The organism is Mariniflexile sp. TRM1-10 (assembly GCF_003425985.1).
Taxonomy (GTDB): domain Bacteria; phylum Bacteroidota; class Bacteroidia; order Flavobacteriales; family Flavobacteriaceae; genus Mariniflexile.
Map to the genome: position 1 here is coordinate 3001128 of NZ_CP022985.1, position 24579 is coordinate 3025706.

General features: G+C 35.0%; 19 protein-coding genes and 1 riboswitch. Of the genes, 14 read left to right on the forward strand and 5 right to left on the reverse strand.

The window, feature by feature from the left end:
• The first annotated feature begins 15 nt into the window (after window positions 1-15).
• From CJ739_RS12600 to CJ739_RS12615, 4 genes are all read left to right on the forward strand, one after another.
• Complete coding sequence (locus tag CJ739_RS12600) at window positions 16-1251, forward strand: sensor histidine kinase (protein WP_117175891.1); 1236 nt, start codon at window positions 16-18, stop codon at window positions 1249-1251.
• Complete coding sequence (locus CJ739_RS12605; RefSeq protein ID WP_117175893.1) at window positions 1248-1646, forward strand: response regulator; 399 nt, start codon at window positions 1248-1250, stop codon at window positions 1644-1646. Before CJ739_RS12600 ends, CJ739_RS12605 begins: the two co-directional genes overlap by 4 nt.
• A gap of 84 nt (window positions 1647-1730) precedes the next feature.
• Window positions 1731-2225, forward strand: coding sequence for an SRPBCC family protein (locus CJ739_RS12610; RefSeq protein WP_117175895.1), 495 nt, complete (start codon window positions 1731-1733; stop codon window positions 2223-2225).
• Window positions 2226-2549: 324 nt separating this feature from the next.
• Window positions 2550-2993, forward strand: coding sequence for a hypothetical protein (locus tag CJ739_RS12615; protein WP_236951504.1), 444 nt, complete (start codon window positions 2550-2552; stop codon window positions 2991-2993).
• 401 nt (window positions 2994-3394) lie between these two features.
• On the opposite strand, the gene CJ739_RS12620 is transcribed toward CJ739_RS12615, so the two are convergent.
• Both CJ739_RS12620 and CJ739_RS12625 read right to left on the reverse strand, forming a co-directional pair.
• Complete coding sequence (locus CJ739_RS12620; protein WP_117175899.1) at window positions 3395-4699, reverse strand: voltage-gated chloride channel family protein; 1305 nt, start codon at window positions 4697-4699, stop codon at window positions 3395-3397.
• 38 nt (window positions 4700-4737) lie between these two features.
• Window positions 4738-4802, reverse strand: a riboswitch (Fluoride riboswitch).
• A gap of 269 nt (window positions 4803-5071) precedes the next feature.
• Window positions 5072-6142: an ice-binding family protein gene (locus CJ739_RS12625; protein WP_117175902.1), complete on the reverse strand. Its 1071-nt coding sequence runs from the start codon at window positions 6140-6142 to the stop codon at window positions 5072-5074.
• A 226-nt stretch (window positions 6143-6368) separates the two neighbouring features.
• Between CJ739_RS12625 and CJ739_RS12630 the strand changes: the two genes are divergently transcribed.
• Together CJ739_RS12630 and CJ739_RS12635 are read left to right on the forward strand one after the other, a co-directional pair.
• Entirely contained in the window at window positions 6369-8666 is a 2298-nt protein-coding gene (locus CJ739_RS12630; RefSeq protein ID WP_117175904.1) for a type IA DNA topoisomerase, read from the forward strand.
• Window positions 8653-9240, forward strand: a complete 588-nt coding sequence (locus tag CJ739_RS12635) for a pseudouridine synthase (RefSeq protein WP_117175906.1) — start codon at window positions 8653-8655, stop codon at window positions 9238-9240. Before CJ739_RS12630 ends, CJ739_RS12635 begins: the two co-directional genes overlap by 14 nt.
• A 473-nt stretch (window positions 9241-9713) precedes the next feature.
• Here the strand turns inward: CJ739_RS12635 and CJ739_RS12640 are convergent, their stop codons facing one another.
• Together CJ739_RS12640 and CJ739_RS12645 are read right to left on the reverse strand one after the other, a co-directional pair.
• Entirely contained in the window at window positions 9714-10349 is a 636-nt protein-coding gene (locus CJ739_RS12640; protein ID WP_117175908.1) for a DUF8845 family protein, read from the reverse strand.
• Between the two features lie 4 nt (window positions 10350-10353).
• Window positions 10354-10848 carry an RNA polymerase sigma factor gene (locus tag CJ739_RS12645; protein ID WP_117178958.1) on the reverse strand — a complete coding sequence of 165 codons (495 nt, stop codon included), beginning with the start codon at window positions 10846-10848 and terminating at the stop codon, window positions 10354-10356.
• Window positions 10849-11144: 296 nt separating this feature from the next.
• Between CJ739_RS12645 and CJ739_RS12650 the strand changes: the two genes are divergently transcribed.
• From CJ739_RS12650 to CJ739_RS12680, 7 genes are all read left to right on the forward strand, one after another.
• Window positions 11145-12422, forward strand: coding sequence for an NAD(P)/FAD-dependent oxidoreductase (locus CJ739_RS12650; RefSeq protein WP_117175910.1), 1278 nt, complete (start codon window positions 11145-11147; stop codon window positions 12420-12422).
• Window positions 12423-13071: 649 nt separating this feature from the next.
• A complete protein-coding gene (locus CJ739_RS12655) occupies window positions 13072-15225 on the forward strand; it encodes a TonB-dependent receptor (RefSeq protein WP_117175912.1) in 2154 nt (717 codons plus the stop codon).
• A 221-nt stretch (window positions 15226-15446) separates the two neighbouring features.
• On the forward strand, window positions 15447-16187 hold the full coding sequence (locus CJ739_RS12660; RefSeq protein ID WP_117175914.1) for an energy transducer TonB: 741 nt from the start codon (window positions 15447-15449) through the stop codon (window positions 16185-16187).
• A 700-nt stretch (window positions 16188-16887) separates the two neighbouring features.
• Window positions 16888-17511, forward strand: a complete 624-nt coding sequence (locus CJ739_RS12665; RefSeq protein WP_117175916.1) for a hypothetical protein — start codon at window positions 16888-16890, stop codon at window positions 17509-17511.
• 24 nt (window positions 17512-17535) lie between these two features.
• Window positions 17536-18873: a 2TM domain-containing protein gene (locus CJ739_RS12670; RefSeq protein WP_117175919.1), complete on the forward strand. Its 1338-nt coding sequence runs from the start codon at window positions 17536-17538 to the stop codon at window positions 18871-18873.
• Complete coding sequence (locus CJ739_RS12675; RefSeq protein ID WP_117175921.1) at window positions 18873-19184, forward strand: 2TM domain-containing protein; 312 nt, start codon at window positions 18873-18875, stop codon at window positions 19182-19184. Before CJ739_RS12670 ends, CJ739_RS12675 begins: the two co-directional genes overlap by 1 nt.
• 228 nt (window positions 19185-19412) lie before the next feature.
• Window positions 19413-20168 carry a LytR/AlgR family response regulator transcription factor gene (locus CJ739_RS12680; protein WP_117175923.1) on the forward strand — a complete coding sequence of 252 codons (756 nt, stop codon included), beginning with the start codon at window positions 19413-19415 and terminating at the stop codon, window positions 20166-20168.
• 32 nt (window positions 20169-20200) lie between these two features.
• Here the strand turns inward: CJ739_RS12680 and CJ739_RS12685 are convergent, their stop codons facing one another.
• Entirely contained in the window at window positions 20201-21130 is a 930-nt protein-coding gene (locus CJ739_RS12685; protein WP_117175925.1) for a TolB-like translocation protein, read from the reverse strand.
• Window positions 21131-21653: 523 nt separating this feature from the next.
• On the opposite strand from CJ739_RS12685, the gene CJ739_RS12690 reads away from it, so the two are divergent.
• Entirely contained in the window at window positions 21654-24380 is a 2727-nt protein-coding gene (locus CJ739_RS12690) for a hybrid sensor histidine kinase/response regulator transcription factor (RefSeq protein ID WP_117175927.1), read from the forward strand.
• Window positions 24381-24579: the final 199 nt, after the last annotated feature.

Consider the following 24579-nt stretch of genomic DNA (forward strand, 5'->3'; position numbering starts at 1 on the left):
AATAATCCATAGACTATGAAACAAACACAACTTACCGCAGAATTAATAAGCACGGAGTTACTTGTAACTACTGTGCAGGAACTTTCCCTTGCTCGGGATATCGATGCGGTCATGAAGATTGTTCGTACTGTTGCTCGAAAACTGACTGGGGCTGATGGTGCGACCTTTGTACTAAGAGACGGTGACTTGTGCTTTTATGCTGACGAGGATGCTATCAGCCCTTTGTGGAAAGGCAGCCGTTTTCCTATGGAGACCTGTATTAGCGGTTGGGCCATGTTAAACAGGCAACCAGCTGTAATTGAAGACATCTACCAAGATGCTAGGATTCCAGTTGATGCCTACCGACCTACTTTTGTGAAAAGTCTTGTAACGGTACCCATTCGTACCATAGATCCTATTGGGGCTATTGGCAACTATTGGGCGAAGCACCGAAAGCCCACGCCCCAACAGGTTGCCTTGCTGCAAGCTCTTGCGGATATCACGGCAGTTTCAATAGAGAACATTGGGGTAAGGGATAGGCTTAAGGAAAAACTTAAAGAGCGCAACAAAATGCTAAACCAACTGAAGGTGCAACAAGAGCAACTTCAAGAGTTTACACAAATAATTGCCCATAACATACGTGCTCCTTTGTCTAACTTAATTATATTAAACGATTTGATGAGACAGACCGAAGCTATTGACGATAAAATGCTTTATCTTGAAAAACAGCAGCCAGTCATTGACTTCCTGCATGAAACTTTTGAAGAATTGGTTAGTGCCACACAGGTGAAAGCGGACTTTAGCGTTGAGAAAGACCATATAGAACTTGAAAAAGTGACAAACAAAACGCTCAATTTATTGCAGGGAGAAATAGTGAAAGCTAATGCCCATATAACCCAAGATTTTTCAAAAGCAACAACAGCCTACTACCCCTTAAAATATATAGATAGTATTATATTTAACCTATTAAGCAATGCCGTCAAGTACCGCTCACCGGACAGGGATTTGCAAATCAACATAAAGAGCTATAAAAAATCAGGGTGGGTATATCTTGAAATTAGTGACAATGGGCTTGGTATTGACATACAAAAGCACGGAAACAAATTATTCAAATTGCATAAAACATTTCATAAGCATCCTGAAGCCAAGGGTTTTGGACTATTCATCACTAAAACCCAAATAGATGCCATGGGGGGACATATAAAAGTAAAAAGCAAACCTGAAGAAGGGACAAAATTTACCATTAAACTATCAAAAGAAAAAACACTATGAACCAAGTACAAAATATATGCCTCGTGGACGATGATGATGTCTTCCATTTTATTACCAAAAAAGTAATAGAAAGAACCGATCTTGTGAAAAATATAAAGGTTTTCTATAATGGACGGGAAGCAATACACTTTTTGGAGTCATCTCTGTCCTTGATGGAAGCGTTGCCAGATGTCATATTACTTGACCTCAATATGCCCGTTATGGATGGTTGGGAGTTTCTTGAAGAATTCATTTCCCTAAAACCTAAATTAGAAAAGAAGATCCCCATCTACATCGTTTCTTCATCAAACGACCCTGCGGACATTATGAAGGCAAAATCAATAAGCGAAGTAACAGATTTTATTATCAAGCCGGTAACAGAAGCCAAATTTGTTGAAATGATTCAAGGTTTATAACGCGGTACTGACAAAGAATAAAAGCATAGTTGCCAACAAGCGTGACGATTATTTAATTGGTGATTTAGTATATAAAAAGATTATATGAAAAATTTTAATTGGACTTCATATACGAAGCGAATAGCCGTTAAGTCTACTTTGTCCAATATTTATGATGCTTGGACAAAAGGGTCAGAACTAGAACGATGGTTCTTGAAGAAAGTTGTTTTTTACAAACCAGACAATTCTTTATATGAGCCAGACAAGAATGTTGTTGAAAATATTCAATATACGTGGTATTGGTATTTGTATGATGAACCCATGAAAGGGAAGATAACAAATGTCAACGGTAAGAATTATATCCAATTTACTTTTGAAGGTGATTGTTTAGTGGATGTAAATCTTGAAGAAGTTGACGGATATATTGTTGTCACGCTAAAGCACCATAACATTCCATTAGATGATAATTCCAAACAGTATGTGCGGCTTGGTTGCTCAAACGGTTGGACTTTTTATTTAGCAAACTTAAAGTCCATATTTGAAGGTGGAATAGATTTAAGAAATAAGAATGAAAAGTTTCCCCCAATGATTAATAACTAGAAACGTAAGTTCGATTTATCCTTATCTAATAATCAATCATTTGTATTAACACTGTTTGGTCGAGCCTTTCGGAAGCTACGCTTTTATCTTCAAATAAAAATGTATTTTCATTTTCGATAATGCTCAAGATAAACTAAAGTCGAGACCTTATTTAAGGGTATCAAAGTCTAAAAACCTCTCGACTGCGCTCGAGGTGACAGAAATACTATTCTTTAATCAATAATTAGTATATCGTTTTATATCGAAGTTACGTTAGAAACAAAACCATTGATAAATATTTAAAAGAAAATGGAATATTTTACACTCGCTCGAGTAATACATATCTTGGCAGTAATTTTTTGGATTGGTGGTGTCGCTATGGTCACTACTGTATTAATTCCTGCCATCAGGAAGATGAAATCGAAAGAAGAACAAATACAAACATTTGAGCAGATTGAAGGGCGGTTTGCCATTCAAGCGAAAATAACAACTTTACTGACGGGAATAACAGGTTTTTATATGCTGTATGAACTCAATGCATGGAATAGATACTTGGATTATAAGTTTTGGTGGATACATGCCATGACATTGGTATGGATAATTTTTTCATTGATACTTTATGTCCTTGAGCCATTTATACTTCATAGGGTTTTTAAAAAATACGCGATTAAAAGTCCGGACGGAACTTTCGGTATCATACATAGGGTGCATTGGGTACTATTAATCCTTAGTCTTATTACAACCGCAGGAGCTGTAGCAGGAAGCCATGGTTGGTTTTGGATTAAATAAATACAACAAAACGCTTATAGCAGCCTCCATAATTGGAATTTTATATGGTTACTTGGTAAAATTTGTTTATTGGTCACATAAATAGTTAAAACTATGCACTTTAGTGCATTTCCCTTTTAGGTTCTAAAAATTTTTACCGCAAATTCGCAGATTACCTAAAATGTTAAAAATTTGCGAATCTGCGGTAAAATTTCACCGATTAATTTCGCAAACTAATCTTGCAGATTTAGTCTGCAAACAAAACTATGGACTTCAAGTCCATGGTTTATTTATCCTTTGCTTACATTGAGATGCAAAACTTGATGTTAGGCTAGGCTAAAAGCTTTTACCATTTTTCAGGAAATAGAAAAAGTCAAGATGCGTTCCATATACAATATAAATCCATACCGCTATAAAATGTTTTATTTTCGGGTTCTTTTATTTTTAATTTCAGATAGGGGCAAACCTTTCTCCCGTATATATGAACTGTTTTTCGGACTTCCGATGATTTGTGAAGAATAAACGCCTGAATGGCCAGAAAACAAATAAGCTGTGGAACAGGCCAACGCAATAAAAACCCCTGACTCTATTCCGAAAAGTTCTATGCCCATGACGGTACAAGCAATAGGTGTATTTGTTGCTCCTGCAAAAACCGCTACAAATCCCATTCCTGCAAGCAAACCCATGGGCAATGGAATAAACCAGATCAACACATTCCCTAAAGTTGCTCCTATATAAAACAAGGGGGTTACCTCGCCTCCTTTAAAACCGGCTCCAAGGGTGAATGATGTAAACAGGACTTTTAAAAGAAAATCGTAAGAATTAAGCTGGACGTCAAATGCATCAACAATGGTAGGTATTCCAAGCCCGATATATTTTGTGGTTCCCATAAAATAAATTGCAATAGCCAAAATGACCCCGCCAATTACAGGACGAAATGGAGGGTATTTAATGTTGTTTTTAAAAAGGTTGCTCCAAAAATGGGTTGATTTGGAAAAGAGCATTGCCACAAGACCAAAAATAATTCCTGCCAATAAGGACCACAACAGATTTATTGGTGTCATTTCAGCAACCGTACTAATATGGTAATGGGTATGTGAAACATTCCAAATTTCACAAAAATAATTGGCAAGAATCGCAGCCATAAAACTTGGAATGATAGCATCCAATCTTATCCTGCCCAAAATCAACACTTCCAATGCAAAAATCCCTCCTGCCAGTGGTGTTCCAAAAACGGATGCAAAACCTGCGCTTATACCTGCTATCAAAACAATTTTCCTATCTCGTTTTGACAATTTGAGAACCTTTGTAAACCTATCGGCAATTGCACCGCCAATTTGCACCGCTGTTCCTTCACGACCCGCAGAACCACCGAAAAAATGGGTTAAAATTGTGCCAAACAGAACAAGTGGAGCCATTCTAAAGGGAATTATTTTTTTGGGAGAATGGAATTCCTCCAGTAATAAATTATTGCCCTTTACAACACTATTTCCAAACAAATGATAAGATAAACCAATTATAAATCCACCAACGGGTAATAAAGCTATTATCCATAAATGGGATTCTCTCCAATTTGTTGCCCATTCTAAGCTTAATAGGAAAAAAGCAGAAATACTTCCTACAATGACGCCTAATATCAGGCAGATAAAAATCCATTTAAAAAGATATACTAAAGTGGGGATTTGTTCAAATGAGAATAAAAACTTCTTGATTTTTGTTTTGTCCATATTGTCTTAAATAAATGATTCTACAGTGGCATAAGCCATTAAAAGTAGATGTCATTAGCTCCAAATGGAACGGTTTAAGGCAGACCTCATTGCCAAATTTGAAATGCAAATATAAAATAAAAAAACGTTTTACAATACAGTAACCACAACACAAGACTTCTGAAACCATAAAAGGTCACAGATATAGCTCCTTTTTTAAGAAACTATTATAGGTGGTTACCTATATATAGGCATGACCTTGTTGCCCGATTCAACAGTTATTTCGCCTTAAAAAACGGAAAATAATAGGTGAATATATAATATAAACCCATAACAAAAGAGACGAATCTTTCGGTTCGCCTCTTTCGTTATTGAAAATTTTATTTTAATATATTATTGTGGTTTCGTAACAGAACTTCCGTCAAGGATAACCGCAGTTTGCGCAAGGGCTCTTCCAGTCATGGTTGCTCCCGTTTGTAATGTAATTCCTGTCATAGAAAGTAAATTGCCTTCAAAGTGTGATGTGGTTCCAAAAGTTGCTTCACCGGCTACTTGCCAGAAAATATTTTTAGCTTGAGCACCTCCTTCTAAGGTCATATTAATACCTGCACTCATGTTAAGGTCACCTGCAATCTGAAAGATCCAAACATCACTTGCTGTACCGGAAATAGTGATTGATGAAGGTATGGTCACCGAACTTGTCCATTTGTAAAGACCTGGCGAAAGTGTTTTTCCACCAATGTTTCCTGTAGCCAATTCAATAAAATCTGGTGAAGGTCTACCCGCTGCATCGTTATAGGCCGTAATCATATTTTCAACCGCTGTAGTCAAATTAACTGGGGTAGGGTCAGCCATGTCAGCCGCATATACTTTTCCTGTAATTTGTGCCGATGTCGCATATCCTGTGGCATTGGTTAATGCCAATCCAGTGACATAAGATGTTGCAGCAGGGCTTAACCCCAAATCACCAATAATGGTTGAGGTTGAAGAATTATTGATAGCCGTTTTGGCCAAAATAACATAATTTGCCGATGCACCAAGATTTACTGCGTCAAGAGTGGTTAAAGTACCTCCAGTTGTAAAATTCCAAACCATATCGGCAGCAATAGCTTTACCTGCAAGGTTTTTTACGTCTTCTGTTATAGTGGCTGTATAGATTTCACCTGCAGATAAATTATTTGATGGTGTAAAGGTTGCCACATTTCCAGAATAGTTAACTGATCCAGAAACATCCGTTGTTCCCTGTTTTACGATAAAACTGGAAGTCGTTATTGTTGACGCATCCATTGGCTCACTGAATGTTGCTGAAATAACTGCATTACGTGAAACACCCGCTGTATTATTAGTAGGATAAGTTTCATTAACTGTGACAGGCGGTGTATCATTATCATCTTTATTATCACAACTAGTGAATAAGATAACTGAGGCCATTACTACGAATGATAAAATGTTTCTAATTTTCATATTTTTTTTATTGTTTGTATGTGAAATATATCACGGGTCAAAGGTAGGCTCTTAATTAACGGAGGTGTTACACGATATTTTTAAATAGTTACATGTTTCTCACAATTTAGTTAATAAACCAACGCTTCCTAAACCAATTCAAACACCGTTAATAACTCCTAACAATTCCTTTTTAAAACCAACTTCTAAATTGTTATTTTGCACTCCTTAATTTAATAGGAACTAAGTGAAAGTCTGTATTGCCGAAAAACCAAGTGTAGCCCGCGAAATCGCCTCCGTTTTGGGTGCCAATACCAAACGGGATGGGTATTACGAGGGCAATGGCTATGCAGTAACGTATACCTTTGGGCATTTATGCACCTTAAAAGAACCGAACGATTATAAACCCTATTGGAAAAGTTGGGATTTAAATAACCTACCCATGCTTCCCGAAAAGTTTGAAACCAAAGTGGTGTCGAATTCAGGTATCCAAAAGCAGTTTAAAATCGTTAAAAGTTTATTTGATAAAGCCGAAGTGGTTATCAATTGCGGGGATGCGGGACAAGAAGGCGAGCTTATCCAGCGTTGGGTCATGAATGAGGCCAATTACAAAGGCGAAGTAAAACGCTTATGGATTTCATCATTAACCACCGAAGCCATAAAAGAAGGTTTTGAAAACTTAAAACCATCGGCAAACTACGATAATTTATACTATGCGGGCTTTTCCAGAGCCATCGGTGACTGGTTATTGGGTATGAATGCTACGCGTTTATACACCGTAAAACATGGAGGGTACAAACAAGTATTGTCTATTGGGCGTGTACAAACACCAACGTTGGCCATGGTGGTGAATCGTTTTAAAGAAATAGAAAACTTTAAGCCACAACCGTATTGGGAATTACAGACCATGTATCGTGAAACGCTTTTTAGCTATGAAGAAGGGCGTTTTTTAAAAAAGGAAGATGGTGAACTATTAGCCCATAAAGTAAAAGAAAGCGATTTTGAAATTGTATCTATTGAAAAAAAGAAAGGGAATGAATACGCACCCAAACTATTCGATTTAACAGGCTTGCAGGTATATTGTAATACTAAGTTTGGATTTTCAGCAGATGAAACGCTTAAAATAGCACAAACCTTATACGAACAAAAAGTAGTAACCTATCCCAGAGTAGATACCACCTTTTTACCCAATGATATTTACCCAAAAGTAACGGGCATTTTGCAAAAGTTGACCAATTACGCCTCCTTAACACAGCCACTTTTAGGAAAAAAGATAAAAAAATCCCCTAAGGTATTTAATGATAAAAAAGTCACCGATCACCATGCCATCATCCCCACAGGCATGCAAAGCAACTTGCAATATAACCAGCAGCAGGTATATGATATTATTGTAAAGCGTTTTATTGCGGTGTTTTATGATGATTGTTCGGTATCGAATACCACCGTGATAGGGAAAGCCGCTGAGGTCTCGTTTAAAACCACGGGAAAGGAAATTTTGGAAAAAGGTTGGCGTGTGGTATTTGAAGATTCCAATGCTAAAGAAAAAGAACCGGATATATTACCAACCTTTGTAAAAGGCGAAAAAGGGCCGCACGAACCCTCATTTCTAGAAAAGGAAACCAAGCCACCCAATCAGTTTACCGAAGCCTCGTTACTACGTGCTATGGAAACTGCAGGGAAAGAGGTGGACGATGATGAGTTACGCGATTTAATGAAAGAAAATGGTATTGGGCGTCCATCAACACGGGCCAATATTATTGAAACGCTTTTTAAACGCAAATACATCGTTAGAAACAAAAAACAGGTATTGCCAACCCAAACGGGTATCCAATTAATTGATACGATTCAAAATGATTTATTAAAATCGGCAGAACTAACAGGTACCTGGGAAAAGCAATTAAAAGATATTGAAAAAGGCGAATTTACTGCCGGTGCGTTTATAAACAACATGAAACGTATGGTTGACGCCTTGGTGTATGAGGTACGTAGCGAAACGACTCGCGCTAATATATCGCATGCGGCAACCGTGAAAAAACATAAAGCGACATCAGGGAATAAGAAAGTGGCGGGTATTTTGGCTGAGGTTTGCCCAAAATGTAAAAAAGCAACCATTATAAAAGGAAAATTGGCTTATGGTTGTGGTAATTATAAAGCAGGTTGCGATTTTGTATTGCCATTTACATTTGCCGATAAAAAAATATCGGAGAAGCAATATATAAGGTTGCTTCAAAAGGGCTCTACAGTCAATTTAAAAGACTTTAAGATAAGTACGGGTACCGTAGAGGGCTTATTGCGTTTTGATGAAAATTTCAAGCTTAAATTTGAACCTAAAAAAGCACCAAAGAAAGCGGAAGCAGCACCAGATGAGCTCACCTGCCCGAAATGTAAAAAAGGGACGGTTATTAAAGGAAATGCCGCTTATGGTTGTAGCGATTATAAATCGGGTTGCGATTTTAAAGTCACTTTTGATAGGGTTCGGGAAAAAATAAACGGACAAAAACCAACCAAAGAACTGGTTTATAGTATTTTGAATGGGACTGTCTAAAAGCGAACATCGTCATTTTATAATTTATAAACCTTATGGTTTTTTAAGTCAGTTTGCGAGTAACGATAGCAAACAGCAATCTAAAAAGTTCTTGGGGTTATTGCATGATTTTCCAGAAGGCATTATGCCCATTGGTAGGTTGGATGAAAAATCGGAAGGTTTGCTATTGCTTACAACCGATGGGAAAATGAGTGATTTTGTGAACAGCCAAAAAGTAGATAAAGAATATTACGCCCAAGTAAATGGTGATATCACACTTGAAGCAATTGAAAAACTATCGAACGGGGTGGAGATTGGTTTTAATGGCAAGAAATACCAAACGAAACCTTGTAAAGTTTTTAGGTTGGATGCTATTCCGGAATTACCGGTACGCTCTCAAAAAATTAGGGATGACAGACATGGGCCAACGTCATGGGTATCGTTAACTTTAAATGAAGGTAAGTTTAGGCAAGTGCGAAAAATGACCTCGGCAGTAGGGTTTCCAACCTTGCGGTTAGTGCGGGTTCGGGTAGGCAATATTCACTTAAATAACATGCAGGTTGGTGATGTGGTTGAGATTCTTGGGTTTGATTGAGTTGCAAAGTCACAAAGTAGAAGAGTTTCAAAGTTGCGGAGTATCAAGATTACAAAGTTGAAGAGTTTCTATGATTCAAAGTTTTAAAGTTGAAGGATTTGCTGAAAACTAAGACTGCGATTTCTACTGAAAGCTGCGACTGAAAACTAACTAATAGGTAAGTGCGTTAGGGATTACCCTAAGTTGATATTTTAAATTATTGAAATCGTGAATGCTTCGCATTTGTAACGGAAAGCCCATAGCGAGGTACGAGCGAGGACTTGTAGCCTTTCGTAAGCTGCGCTTTTATCTTCAAATAAAAGTATATTTTCATTTTCGACAATGCTCAAGATAAACTACTAGCCCGACCCGATAGGGAAACGCCCCAATATTATTTAGAGCCTATCTAACATAGCTACGGATCGAAAAATAGCTAAAGTATGGCGGAAAAAAGATGCATAAAAGCACCAAATGATAAAACTTTAGACAGTTTCTTAAACTTCTAGTTTTTTTAATTCTTTGTAATTTCGATTAAGGCGTTTTAGCAATAGACCATAAAGCAGCTTGTAAAATAGCCAAATGATAAATACGAATACCACTGTACAGCCTGTTAAAATAGCGAAGAGAATTAGTTTTTGCTTGTCGCTGAAATGAGCAATCGTGTCGGACAATTCGGGATTGTGTATAATGGCAAAATACATCCCTACTGCCATAGAGATACATGCCATGACCAAATTGTATATAACGTAATATTTTATGACTTTTCGGGTTTTTAAAATGCTCTCCATTAATTTTTTAGCATTATCGGTCACCGAAATGGCTTTATGGGCTTTAAACAGTAGGTAGATAAACAGCAATATAATGCCGTAGCTAAATATGGTTAATGCAGTAAACACATAGTCGTTTGTGTAGATAGCATCTAAACGTTCCTTGAAGGTGCTTGATGTATAATAGGGGATGGTATTTACCAAAATCCAAAAAACAAGCTCGGCAATGCTTATGTAAAAAAGCGTCTTCACGATGGATGACGATTTTTTGTGCAGCATCGGGTATATATCTTGGGTAGATAATTTTTTGTGTTCTGGCTTTTCTTTATTCCAGTCTTTCTTTAATAGTTCTAATTCATCCATATGCTTACGGATTTAAAATGGTTCTAAGTTTTGTTTTAATTCGGTTCATTTTCACTCTGGCATTCACTTCACTAATACCCATGGTCTCGCTAATTTCTCTATAATCTTTGTCTTCTAAATATAGAAATACAAGGGCTTTTTCGATATCGTTCAGTTGATGGACGGCTTTGTATAATACTTTAAGTTGTTCTTCTTCGGTGTCATCATATGCTTCAGCGGTTATTTTAAATTCTACACCTTCAAAATCTTGCGTGTTTATACTGCGTTTCGATTTTCTGTAAAGCGTAATGGCAGTGTTTAAGCCCACACGATACATCCAGGTACTAAACTTGGCATCCCCACGAAACTTTGGATAGGCTTTCCAAAGTTGGATGGTTATTTCTTGGAATAAATCATTATGCGCATCATAACCATTGGTGTATAAACGGCATACCTTGTGTATGATGTTTTGATGCGTTTCTAGCAATTCAACAAAACTATGTTCTAGTTCTTTATTCAAATCGGTTATATAGTTATTGAACTCATCTTGACTTTTTTCAATTGGCTGCAAAATAATCTTTTTGCCCCAGATCTTACCTGTTTTTTTACTTCGTAGCGCTGCTATGGAGTGCTAAAAAGCTAAAATCTGGAACTAAAATCTCTATTTTTCGCTTCAATCAAAAAAATCAAGATGAGTTCATTATATAAGTAGCTTAATATTTTGGAATGTTACATCCATATTAAATTAAATTTAAAAATAGTTTTTAAACTTGATGCATAGTATCTTTGCGAAAAAATATTTTTATTCCTTTTTTCATGAATATCCCCCAAGTAAATGTTCCCAGAGTTGTAATAATTGGCGGTGGTTTTGCTGGTATTAATTTAGCAAAAGCATTAGGTAATAAACCAGTACAAGTTGTATTGATTGATAAGCGAAACTATCACACATTTCAACCTCTATTGTATCAAGTGTCGTCGGCAGGTTTAGAGCCGGATTCTATTGCGTATCCACTTCGAAAAATAATAAAGCGTTATAAAAACATGTATTTTCGAATGACAAAGGTGCGTGAAATTGATGCTGATGCTAATGAGATCCATACCGATATTGGTGTGATTGGCTACGATTATTTAGTAATTGCTACAGGAACTAAAACAAATTACTTTGGAAATAAGGCTATTGAAACCTATAGTATGCCTATGAAAAAAGTGCCTCAAGCATTAAATATACGAAGCTTGATTTTGCAGAATTTTGAAGAGGCGGCCATAACCAATGATAAAGCGACCCGGAAGGCCTTATTGAATTTTGTTATAGTAGGTGGTGGACCAACAGGGGTGGAGCTTGCAGGGGCTATAGCAGAACTTAAAAACCATATTTTACCCCGAGATTATAGAGATTTGATTGCGGGCGATATGCAGATTTATTTATTGGAAGGTAGTTCTAGAGTATTGCCAACAATGAGCGAAGAAGCTTCAAAAAAAGCGGCAAGATTTTTAACTAAATTAGGGGTTCTTGTGCATTGCAACACTTTTGTAAAAGATTACGATGGCAAAAAAGTAACCACAAATTTAAGTTTACAATTGGAGTCTGATACTTTAATTTGGGCAGCTGGCGTAACAGGGGATTTGGTTAAAGGATTGAAAGCTGAAGCTTTAATGGAACGTGCAAATCGATACAAAGTAAATGACTATAATCAGGTAGAAGGTTATGCCAATATTTTCGCCCTTGGAGACATCGCTTTAATGGCTTCGGAAGCGTACCCAAATGGACATCCTCAAGTGGCACAACCAGCCATTCAACAAGGGCAACTTTTGGGTAAAAATATTATTAAATTAATACAAGGAAAACCACTAAAAAAATTCAAATATGTTGATAAAGGATCGATGGCAACCGTGGGTAGAAATAAGGCGGTTGTAGATTTAAAACATTATAAATTTGGAGGCTTTTTTGCATGGTTTGTTTGGATGTTTGTACATCTTATGGCATTGGTTGGTTTTCGAAATAGAGTAGTGGTTTTCTTCAATTGGACTTATAATTATATCAATTTTGATAAGGCGGCACGACTTATTATACGTCCGTTTAATAGATTAAAGTAAAAGTTTATTATTATCATTTTAATCTCCTGATTATTAATTTTTTGAATTTACGTTATAGATTTTGTCTATTGTCGCTTTTTGAGCCCTAAAATAATTAAAATAGGCACGATTTAGTAGGTCAGCATACTAAAAATCCTGACAAGCCGAAAAGACGCATAAAACTTATTTAATGCCAGTTGAACTATCCGAAAGTTATAAAAAAAATAGCACTAAAAAAATAAAATGGCGACTTGTTTTTGAATCGCATCCTTGATACAAAATTGCAGAAATTAGTAGCATTAAAATTATAAGCAGATGCATAATTATGGGAGTCAATAAATCACTCAATTTATCTTTCGAAATTGAGAAAATTTCATTGCCATAAATCGAGAAAAAAGTTATTAAAAAAATAGCTTTTTGTTGCTGTTTTTCTTCCTTGAAAAAATTAAAAAATACATGATTTTGGACAGTAAAAAAGCAGCCAAATCACAAAAATAAACTTCTCTATTTTTCACTTCAATCAAAAAAGTCAAGACGAGTTCATTGAATACTTTTTTTGCAATATTCAATTCATCCTTGGAATTTTACAGTTCGGTTAGTATTAGTTTTTCAATTGTTGGATAAGGTTCAATTTTGCTTCATCATCAAAAACGAACTAATCAATTTTATAATGAAACAACTAGCCATCATTTTTTGTTTGGTCATTTCGAACTTCTCAACAGCATTAACAACCATTAACGGAAAAGTGACCGATATGAAAGGCATGCCCATACCGGGCGCCAATGTTTATTTGCAAGGCACTTACGATGGTAGTACGACCGACGAAAACGGAAGCTTTTCATTTACATCCAGTGAAATAGGAACACAAACATTAGTGGTTTCATATTTGTCTTTTGAGACTTTTACTATGGTAGGCGATGTGGCTTACATGAAAAATTTGCATGTAAAACTTCGTGATGATGTCAATACGTTGGATGCGGTAGTACTATCTGCGGGAACATTTTCGGCAGGCGATAACAGTAAAGTAAATGTTTTAAAACCATTGGATGTTGTTACAACTGCCAGTGCTTTGGGCGATTTTGTAGGTGCTTTGCAAACCTTACCAGGTACCACTACGGTTGCCGAAGATGGCAGATTGTTTGTACGCGGTGGTGATGCCGAGGAAACTCAAATTTTTATTGACGGTATTCGTGTGTTTACGCCTTACACGCCAACTACAAATAATGCACCGACACGTGGGCGCTATTCGCCTTTTTTGTTTGATGGGATTACTTTTTCAACAGGTGGTTATTCTGCAGAATTTGGTCAGGCCTTATCAAGTGTGTTGCTATTGAATACTATTGATGAACCCGACCAAGAAAAAACCGATATGGGTATTATGAGTGTTGGTGGTGGTGTTGGAAATACCCAAAAATGGCAAAACAGTTCGCTTAGTTTTAATGTGTCCTATATAAATTTAGCACCTTATAACGCTATTTTTCCTAATAGAAATAATTGGATAAAGCCTTTTGAAACCATTTCGGGTGAAACCGTATTCAGAAAGAAAACGAATAAAGGCCTGTTTAAATTATACGGCGCTTTTGATACTACTGATTTTGAATTAACACAAGAAGATATTAACTATCCGGAAGGTGTTCATTTTAAATTGAACAATAAAAACTTTTATTTGAATGGTTCGTATGAAGGCAAATTAAATGATACTTGGATCTATTTTGGAGGTTTGAGTTATACCCATAGCAATAATCATTTAAATATTATTGAAAGTGCAGTTGAAGATAATGAAAACTCGATGCATGCCAAGCTGAAATTCAAAAACAGAATAAGCAACCGTTTTAAGCTATATTTTGGTGCGGAGTACTTCGCTACCAATTTTAAGGAAAACTATAACGACGAGGCTGTGGACAACGCAAATTACGGTTATGATAGTAACTTGATTGCTGTATTTTCAGAAGCTGATATGTTTATTTCTAAAAAACTGGCTTTTAAAACAGGGGTGCGTGCCGAATATAACCAATTGTTTAAAGAGGCTAATATAGCGCCTAGAGTGTCATTGGCTTATAAAACGTCGGGTAAAAGTCAGTTGTCTTTAGCTTACGGGAATTTTTATCAAAACCCATCGAGCAACATTTTAAAATACAACCAAGATTTAAAAGCACAAAACGCTTCGCACTTTATAGCGAACTATCAATACAATGGCGATAGCAAACTTTTTAGAGCCGAAGCTTACTATAAAGACTATAGCAACTTGGTGAAGTACGACACGGACTTTGCCGACATAAACAGCAATTACAACAACAACGGGTCTGGATTTGCAAAGGGCATCGATTTCTTTTGGCGAGATAGCAAAAGCATTAAAAATGTAGATTATTGGGTGAGTTATTCGCTGTTGGATACCGAACGGGATTATAAAAACTACCCAACGCAAGCACAACCAAACTTTGCGAATACCCATAATGTGTCGGTAGTTGGGAAATACTGGATTAACGATTGGCGCAGTCAAGTAGGGTTTAGTTACGCCTTTGCATCGGGCAGAACGTATTCAAACCCAAATAAAATTGGTTTTTTAAACGAAAAAACAAAATCATATAACAGTTTAAGTGTGAATTGGGCGTATTTAATAAGTCCGCAAAAAATACTATACGCTTCGGTAAACAATGTGCTGGGTTTTAAAAATATTAATGGTTATCAATATGCTAGTACGCCTGATATGAATGGAAATTTTAACCGTCGTGCTTTACAGCCCGCAGCCGACCAATTCTTTTTTGTAGGCTTCTTTTGGACTATTAGTGAGGATAAGGCGAGTAATCAGTTGGATAACTTGTAACATATTTTTTGAGGGCTGGGAGTGCGTAGCAACAAAAGTCAGATTTAGTTAATTTGCTACAACTTAAAGGTATGATCGGTTTCAATTGACTGTATCGACTGCTACTAAGTTGATAGTTTTTTTCTTATAAAATCAATTTTTTTTAAAACAGAGTAACATGATAAATATCATAGTTGAACACTTTAATTTCTAATAATTTTAGGGTAATAAAAGTATTTGTCATGTTACCTATTAAAAAAAATCCAGAAATAGAAATTGGTAGAAACAGTAGCTTGTATTTTGCTATTGGTTTAAACTTAATGTTGTTTTTTTCTTGGCAAGCTTTAGAGTATAAAACTTATGAAAAAAGTGAAGTTGAGATAGATGTTTTAACGATAGAAGCTGAGCGGGAAGAAGAAATCCCCGTCATAAATATAAATACGCCACCACCGCCACCGCCACCCATAGCCTACAGCGAAAGTATTCAAATAGTTGACGATGTTGTTGAGGTTGAAGAAACGATTATGGAGAGTAGTGAAACGAACCAAAATGAAGCCATTTCAAATACTGACAAGGGCGTTATTGGTGTTAGTGATGTTAAAGTGGTTTATGTTGAAGAAGACGTAGAGGTGGCTTTTGCTGTAATTGAAGATGTGCCTGTATATCCCGGTTGTGAAGGTTTATCAAAAAGTGAGACCAAAGATTGTTTTCAACGAAAAGTACAAGAACATGTAATTAAAAATTTCAATTATCCGGAAACGGCGTTACAAATGGGTATTCAAGGACGTGTGTCGGTTATATTTATCATCGATTCTAAGGGTGTTACCACTGGAATACGCTCACGAGGGCCGGATAAAATTTTAGAAAGGGAAGCTGAGCGTATTATTGGGTTATTACCTAAAATGCAACCTGGTAAACAACGTGGGAAACCTGTTAGAGTCGCTTACGCTGTGCCAATTTACTTTAAGTATCAAGAACGATAGTATTTGAATTTAGTTAATAGTTATTAGTTGAAAAATCAAGAGATGTTATGTTTCTTGATTTTTTTTTACGACTTATAAATATGATTTATCAAATAGTATGCACTGTTGTCCGATAAAATTTTTACAATTCACTGCAAACACAGTGATAATGGCTTTTTAAGGGATTACAGATTTGTGGCTTAGCTTTTTGTTATCAATGCGAATCAAGGGTTGAAAAATAGCCTTTCCAATCAGGGAGACACCTTTGCCAAAGCTCAAAACTTTGGCAAAGGTTAAAACTCAATTTACTGAATATTAACACTCTTTTAAACCCAGCCCTTGATTTGCATTAATCATTATTTTAGTGTCTTTAATGATCATAATATATACGTCATAAACACGACATATATACGATATAAATACGATATATATATGGCATAAATTAAAGACTGTCCCTTACTAAAATAACTATACAGTTTTTCTATTTCCTAAAAAATGGCTAAAATTCGTCCATATTTCGTTTCTTTTTTTATGCTTAGCTCTGCTATGCCTTTCAAAAAGTGCCTTATCTGTACAAATTTTATCTCATTTTCGGTTAAAAACAAAAAGCCAAGATGAGTTCAATACAACCCATCCTAAAAAAAATACAATTGGGTAAGTCGTTTTTTTAGAACCTACAAAAGAGATGGATATTTGTTTCATAATTTAAAACAAAAAACAAATGAAACATCTCATCATTATCGCAGCATTATTTGTTTCGGCACTAACAACCGCTCAAGCTAACTACGAACAAGGCATGCAAAAAGCCTTTGAACTTTGGGGCAGTAATAACCCAACCGAAGCCTCTAATTTATTTGAACGCATCGCAAAGGCAGAACCAGATAATTGGTTGCCTCTGTACTATGCGGCTCAAATTAATATTGTTAGAAGTTTTGGTGAAAAAAACGAAGAAAAACTATCGGCTCAACTTAAAAAAGCACAAAATTTAATTAACGATGCTATGGCAATTTCAAAAGACAATCCTGAAATTTTAGTACTTCAAGCCTTATTGCACACTGCTTGGGTAGCTTTTGATGGCGCTACTTATGGTATGACCTTATCTGGTAAAGTTGTAGAGTTGTACACCAAAGCAGAAATGTTGGCTCCAAATAACCCACGAGTTGTTTACTGTAAAGCCGAATGGCATATAGGTGGCGCTAAGTATTTTGGACAAGATACCAAACCATTCTGTAAGGATTTAGAACATGCATTAGAACTTTTTGCTAACTTTAAACCAGAAACGCCATTCAGCCCAAATTGGGGAAAAGAACGCGCAGAAATGTTATGGCGATCTTGTAAAGAGTAACGTAGGGTAGTTTAAAACAAAGTCATGAGAAAACTAAGGAAATCAATCATTTTAAGCTTTGCAATAGGTTGTGCTGTTTTTGGGGTAGGGAATGCCTTGTCTGGTGGCTTTAGTTTTAAAAGTGTTAACGAATTTCTAGTAAACTTTTCACTATATCAACTATATAGTTTTGTTCTTGGGTTTGGTAACATGTACTTTTTCGATTATATGGAACGCCTCCAATGGAAAAAAAGCGACAGGATAAAACGTATTGCAATAGGCATTGTAGGGTCTACGGTATTAACTTTAATTGGGTTGTTTCTTCTTAGGGCTTTTACATCGGTAGTGTTTAATGGAAATTCTTTTCAGTATTTCTTGTCAAATGAGAAACTTAGATATTACCAGTTTGGGTTATGGATAACCTTAACCATCGTTATTATTTTTCATTTTGTGTACTTTTATAATAAGTATCAACAAAGCAAAATAAAGGAACAAAAAGTCATTGCAGGTACGGCAAGTGCGAAATTCGATGCGTTAAAAAATCAGTTAGACCCACATTTTCTTTTCAACAGTTTAAATGTATTGACCAGTTTAATTGAGGAAAACCCAGAAAATGCCCAAAAGTTTACCACGTCACTATCTAAAGTATACCGCTATGTTTTAGAACAAAAAAACAAAGAATTGATATCGGTAGATGAAGAATTGGAATTCGCCAAAACCTATATGTTGCTATTAAAAATGCGTTTTGAAGACAGCATTGTTTTCGATATTCCAGAAAAGGCGAACAACCCAGAAAGTAAAGTCGTGCCACTATCATTGCAATTGCTTTTGGAAAACGCCGTAAAACACAATACCGTAACATCAAGCAAGCCGTTACATATAAAAATTTATGAAGATGCAGATAGCTTGGTGGTCGAAAACAACTTACAGCCCAAACAAATAATAAAAAAGAGCAGTGATGTAGGTTTAAACAATATTATGCAGCGTTACGATCTGCTAACCACAAAAAAAATAAACATTAATAAAGAAGCAAATAGGTTTGCAGTAGCCATACCAATGCTTACAAAACAAATTTATAATATGGAAACCAATCATAATTATAACGAACAAGACGCTTACTATAAAGCCAAAAAGCGCGTCGAAGAAATTAAAGGCTTTTATTCCAATTTACTGTCCTATTGCATAGTCATCCCGTTTTTAATATTTATAAACTACCGTACCTCATGGGAGTTCCAATGGTTTTGGTTCCCCATGTTGGGTTGGGGTATGGGCTTGATATTTCATGCCTTTGGAGTATTTGGATACGGAAAATCATGGGAAGAACGCAAAATTCAAGAAATACTGGAAAAAGAAGAATCATCAAACAATAAAACCTGGAAATAATGGAAAATAATTATATAGAAAAAGACCGTTACCAGCGTGCTGCAAAACGCGTAAAACGTATAAAAAGCTTTTACACACATGCCGTGGTGTATGTGGTAATCAATATGATGATAGTTATTATCAACATTCAAAATTTAAACGACGGCGAAAGCTATTTCCAATGGCATAATTTCACCACCCTATTCTTTTGGGGCATTGGTTTACTGGCTCATGGTCTATCGGTTTTTACACCAAACTTCATCTTGGGAAAAGACTGGGAAGAGAAAAAAATAAAAGAACTCATGGAAAAAGACAAAAAACCTTGGAAGTAACATCACTAGGGCGTTACCACACCCTTCGACTCCGCTCAGGACAGGCGGTCGGGCTAGTAGTTTATCTTGAGCACAGTCGAAAGGCTACAAGTCCTCGCTCGTACCTCGCTGTGGGCTTTCCGCTGCTATCCCTAACGCACAAACCACAAACCAAAAACTACCAACCACACTACAAACCAATAACCATCAACCAACCACCATCAACCATCAACCAACAACCAAAAACCAATGAACACCATCATCATAGAAGACGAAAAACCATCAGCAAGACGTTTACAACGTATGCTTAGTGCTTTAGACATGGAAACCAAAACCATGTTGCATTCCGTAGAAGAATCCATCCATTGGTTTCAAAATAACGAACATCCCGATCTTATATTTTTAGACATTCAATTGAGCGACGGACTTTCGTTCGAAATCTTTGAAGCAGTAGAAATTAAATCCGCCGTCATTTTTACCACTGCTTATGATGCCTATGCGCTGCAAGCCTTCAAGCTAAATAGTATTGATTATTTATTAAAACCCATCGATGACGACGATTTAGCAAAAGCCATAAAAAAATACAGAGAGCGCTTGCCCCAAAAACAAGCCGTTACTTTAGATTTTAACGACATTAAAAAGCTCCTCATAAACCCCATAGACCGTGAATACAAAAAACGCTTTTCAGTAAAAGTGGGGCAACATTTAAAACTGATTAATATTGACGAGATAGAATGCTTTTACAGCGAAAATAAAGGCACGTATTTATATACTTCCGATGGCAGGAACTACCTTTTGGATACCACTTTGGAATTATTGGAAAATGAACTGGAGCCACAAACCTTTTTCCGCATCAATCGCAAATTCTTTGTAAATATTAATGCCATAAAAGATATGGTAAGCTATACCAATTCTCGCCTGCAAATAAAGCTAAACTCATATAACGACGGTGAGGTTATTGTTGCCCGCGAACGTGTTAAAGATTTTAAAACGTGGTTGGAGTAACAAATTGTCACAATTAGTTGGTTTAACCCGCTCTATTCAATTTTAAATAAAGTCATGTAAATTTTACTTAAGCCGTTATCACTTTGCTCAATATGCTTTTTTAATTCAGATATATTATTGAAAGTTTTTGGCTTCATATTATTCCTTTTGCTTGTAAAATATAATATTTGGTTTTTATCATCATAGAAGGGGCAGTATTCCATATACTTGGTATTAATGGGGGCGCCTAGGTTTACTGCCTTTTTCCATGTTCCGTTAAAATCTTTCTTTGATAGGTACAAATCACCACTTCCTAAGCCATCTTTCTCATTATACTTTGTGAATATTATAAAATCTTCTTTCTTTGAAATAAAAGCATTAAACTCATAACCACTACTGTTTATGTTTTCGTCTAATAAAACAGGAGCTAAATAGTTTCCAGCTTCCCATTTGCAAAAATAAATATCATCTTTCCCTGATCCATTGGGAGACACCATTGTAAAATACAGGTTGTTATTTTCACTAACAGAAGGATAAAATTCATCTAAGTTAGAATTAACGGGTTTCCCTAAATTCTTGGGTTTAGACCAATCATTATCCGTAGCATTTCTATCAACATACCAAATGTCAAAATCTTTTTTATTGGCATGAGAATCGTCTAGAGGTCTGTCGGAAACAAAAAAGAGTCGTTTTCCATCAACCGACAGAAAGGGTTCCAAATACATGTACTTATCGCAAAAAGGAAGAAGTTCGGGCTCTAACCATTTATTGTCTTCCTTTTTAATATAAGCTATTTGCGAAATTTCCTGTCCAGGACTTTGTATTGTAAAAAAGGCTTCATGGCCATTTTGTGAAATACAAAAATCCCGTACATTAAGAAATTGATTTAGAGCGCTATTAAATTGAGTAACATCAGTTTCGTTTTGGGCTAGCAATAAATTTGGAATTAAAATCAATGCTATTATGAGTCTAGATGGTGTCATGAATTATGTTTGTTATGCGAATCAAGGGTTGGTTTTTAAAGAATGTTAATATTCAGATAGTTGAGGTTTGACCTTTGCCAAAGTTCAAAACTTTGGCAAAGGTATCTCCTAATTGGTAAGGCTCATTTTTCAACCCTTGATTCGCATTTGTTATAAAGTTATAGCCTATTTTTATATAAGGAACTCATTTAAAGTTTTTCAATTTGCTAAAAAATTGCTGATTTCAGCTCTGTTTTTGCCTTTTCTTCCTTCCGTAGTGCTGCTATGAAACTCAAAAAAGCCTTCAACAGAACTAAAACCCCCCTAATTTTCGCTTAATTTCAAGAACTTTAAATGAGTTCAAGATTAAACGGATATTAATTCTAATTTTTCATTAGCTTTTTGATCTTAGGTAAACTAAAATAAATCATTATAGTCAAACCTAAAAGAAATTTAGATGTTTCATATAATTATTATACTAAACAAAGATTTAATTTTATTTAAATTTCATAATTTGGAATGCTCTCAATAAACAATATCATAAATGATAAAAATTCATACATTTTTTAACTTAAAGATCATTCTTCTGCTAAGCTTAATTTTCGTTTTAGGATGTACAAATAAATCAGAAACAGAAAAATACAAAATTGGTTTTTCCCAATGCTTAGGTGATAATTTATGGCGCGATGCCATGAACCATTCTATGCAAATACAAGCGTCGTTATTGCAAGATAGTCTTAAGCTTGAAATATTTGAAGCCCATAGAGACACTGAGCGACAAATCGCACAAATAGAAAAAATGATTCAAGAAAAATTTGATTTAATCATTATTTCACCACAAGAACCCACTAGTATTGTACCTGTAATAGAAAAAGCTTTTGATTCTGGTATTCCGATAATTTTAATTGACAGAAAAATTAATTCTAATAAGTTTACAACTTTTGTTGGTGCAGACAATTTAGAGGTGGGACGAAATGCAGCAAATTATATAGCTTCAAAAGATGGTAAAATCAAGAATGTAGTCGAAATTAAAGGTGTTGATAATTCCACGCCAGTAATAGAAAGAAGTAAAGGGTTTCATCAAACTATTGAAAAGGAGCCAACAATTAATTTAATAGAAAGTATTGTTGGTCCTGATAATACTAAATTTAAAGCTCTTATAGACTCAATTGATATGAAGCCAATACACTATGTTTTTGCTTTTAATGATGAACTCGCTTATCAAGTATGGGATGTAGCTAATGAAATGGGAGTAGCTAATAAAATTAAGTTTATTGGTGTTGACGGATTAAACGGTTCCAATGGCGGTATACAGATGGTTAAAGACAAGGTTTTGGAAGCAACCATACTTTACCCTACTGCAGGTTCTGAAGCAATAAAGTTAGCAATGACGATTCTCAAAGGGAAAAACGTATCTAAATATAATATCCTTAGCTCAACTGTTATAGATTCTCGTAACGCAGATATTATGCAAAATCAGTTTGATAAGATTATCGAACATCAAGAAGATATTGAAAGCCAGCAAAGTAAAATTAAAGAACAACAAGAAACTTATACCTCCCAAAGCAGGACATTACGATTAGTTTTAGGGCTATTAATTATTAGCGTCATACTAGGATCCATTATAATATATTCATGGAATATTATTAGGCAAAAAAAGAGAGAGTTAGAAATAATCAATAAAAAAATTATAATCCAGCGAGACCAAATAAAAACCAGTAATGAAGCAAAAGTGAATTTTTTTACTGGTTTATCACATGAGTTTAAAACACCTATTACACTTATTTTATCTTCCATTGAATCCTTAATTGAAGAAAATAGAAAAAGAGATTATAAGCTTATAAGTGAATTAGGATTAATTTTTAGCAACTCTAAAAGGTTATTAAGGTTAATAAATCAATTACTGGATTTTAGAAAAATAGAAGATAGAAAATTTATTTTACGGGCATCAGAGACTAATATTTTTGATTTTACCAAAAGTATTTATAAAGATTTTGAAAGAGAGGCGATTAAAAGAGGGATAGATTTTAGTATTACTACCAATAATGAAAATTTATTAATATACATAGATAGAAATTTAATGGATAAAGTGTTTTTTAACATGCTATCAAATGCTTTCAAATTTACCCCAAACCAAGGTGAAATTAGTATCAATATCTTAGATGAACTAGATACTAATTTTGTAAAAATACACTTTAAGGACTCAGGTATTGGTATACCAGAAGAAGAGTTGAAAAGCATATTTAAACCGTTTTTTCAAGGGTCTAATAATAATAAGCCCAGTTCGGGTATAGGGTTGCATATATCTAAAGAATTTATAGATATGCATAATGGAAAAGTCGAAGTAAAATCGAACAATGGTGCCGAGATTATTATAACATTGTATAAAAGTAATGTGCATCTAAATAATGATCAAATTATACTAGAATCAAACAATACTTATAAGGAGGATTTTTACTTTGATTCCGATTATGAAGACGATTTGTTTTCAGTCAATACTTCTTCAGAGGATAATGAGAAACTAAGTATATTGATAATAGAAGATAATTCTGATTTGGTCAAATTTTTGAAGAATAAATTATCCCAGGTCTACGAAATACATGTATCTGATGGACATGATGGCATTGAGAAAGCTTTTGAGATAGTTCCAGATATGATTATTTGTGACGTCAATTTACCTGTAAAAAATGGTTTTGAAATATGTGAAATATTAAAAAAAGATTTAAGAACATCTCATATTCCAACCATTATACTAACGGCATTAGGCAATAAGGAATCCTATATAAAAGGTCTAGAATCTGGAGCTGATTTATTTTTGACTAAACCGTTTAGTTTAGCAATTCTATTTCAATCAATAAAAGGTTTGTTATATAATAGGGCTAAACTTCGATATTATTACACAAACAATATTGAAACAATAAATAAAAACCATGAATTTGGAGTTATGGAGCAGGATTTTCTTGCTAAAATGAATAGTGTTATACATGAAAATATAGATAATTCTAGCTTTTCTGTTGAACAATTAGCCGAAGAATTGAATATCTCTAGAGTACAACTGTACAGAAAAATAAAAGCTATTTTGGATATTAAGGTTAGTGATTATATTTTGAATATTAGGTTAGAAAAAGGAAAAGAGATGTTGGAAAGCAATTATAAGCTATCTATTTCAGATATAGCTTATTCGGTAGGTTTTTCTTCATCAACATATTTCTCAACAAGTTTTAAAGGGAAATACGGTAAAACTCCTAAAGCCTTTAGAGAAAGATTATAGAACCTTTTAATATATATTGCTATTAATCCATAAAGTAGTATATCCATTTTTTAATAATTAGATGCTATCAAGAAAAATTAGCTTTCAAAAAAATACAGTTCAAAATTTGCAGAAACTGTATTTTAAAGACACGTATTCTAGGTAACATTTTTATATCCCCTGTGTTTAAAAACATAAAATAATTCTATTTTGTATATTG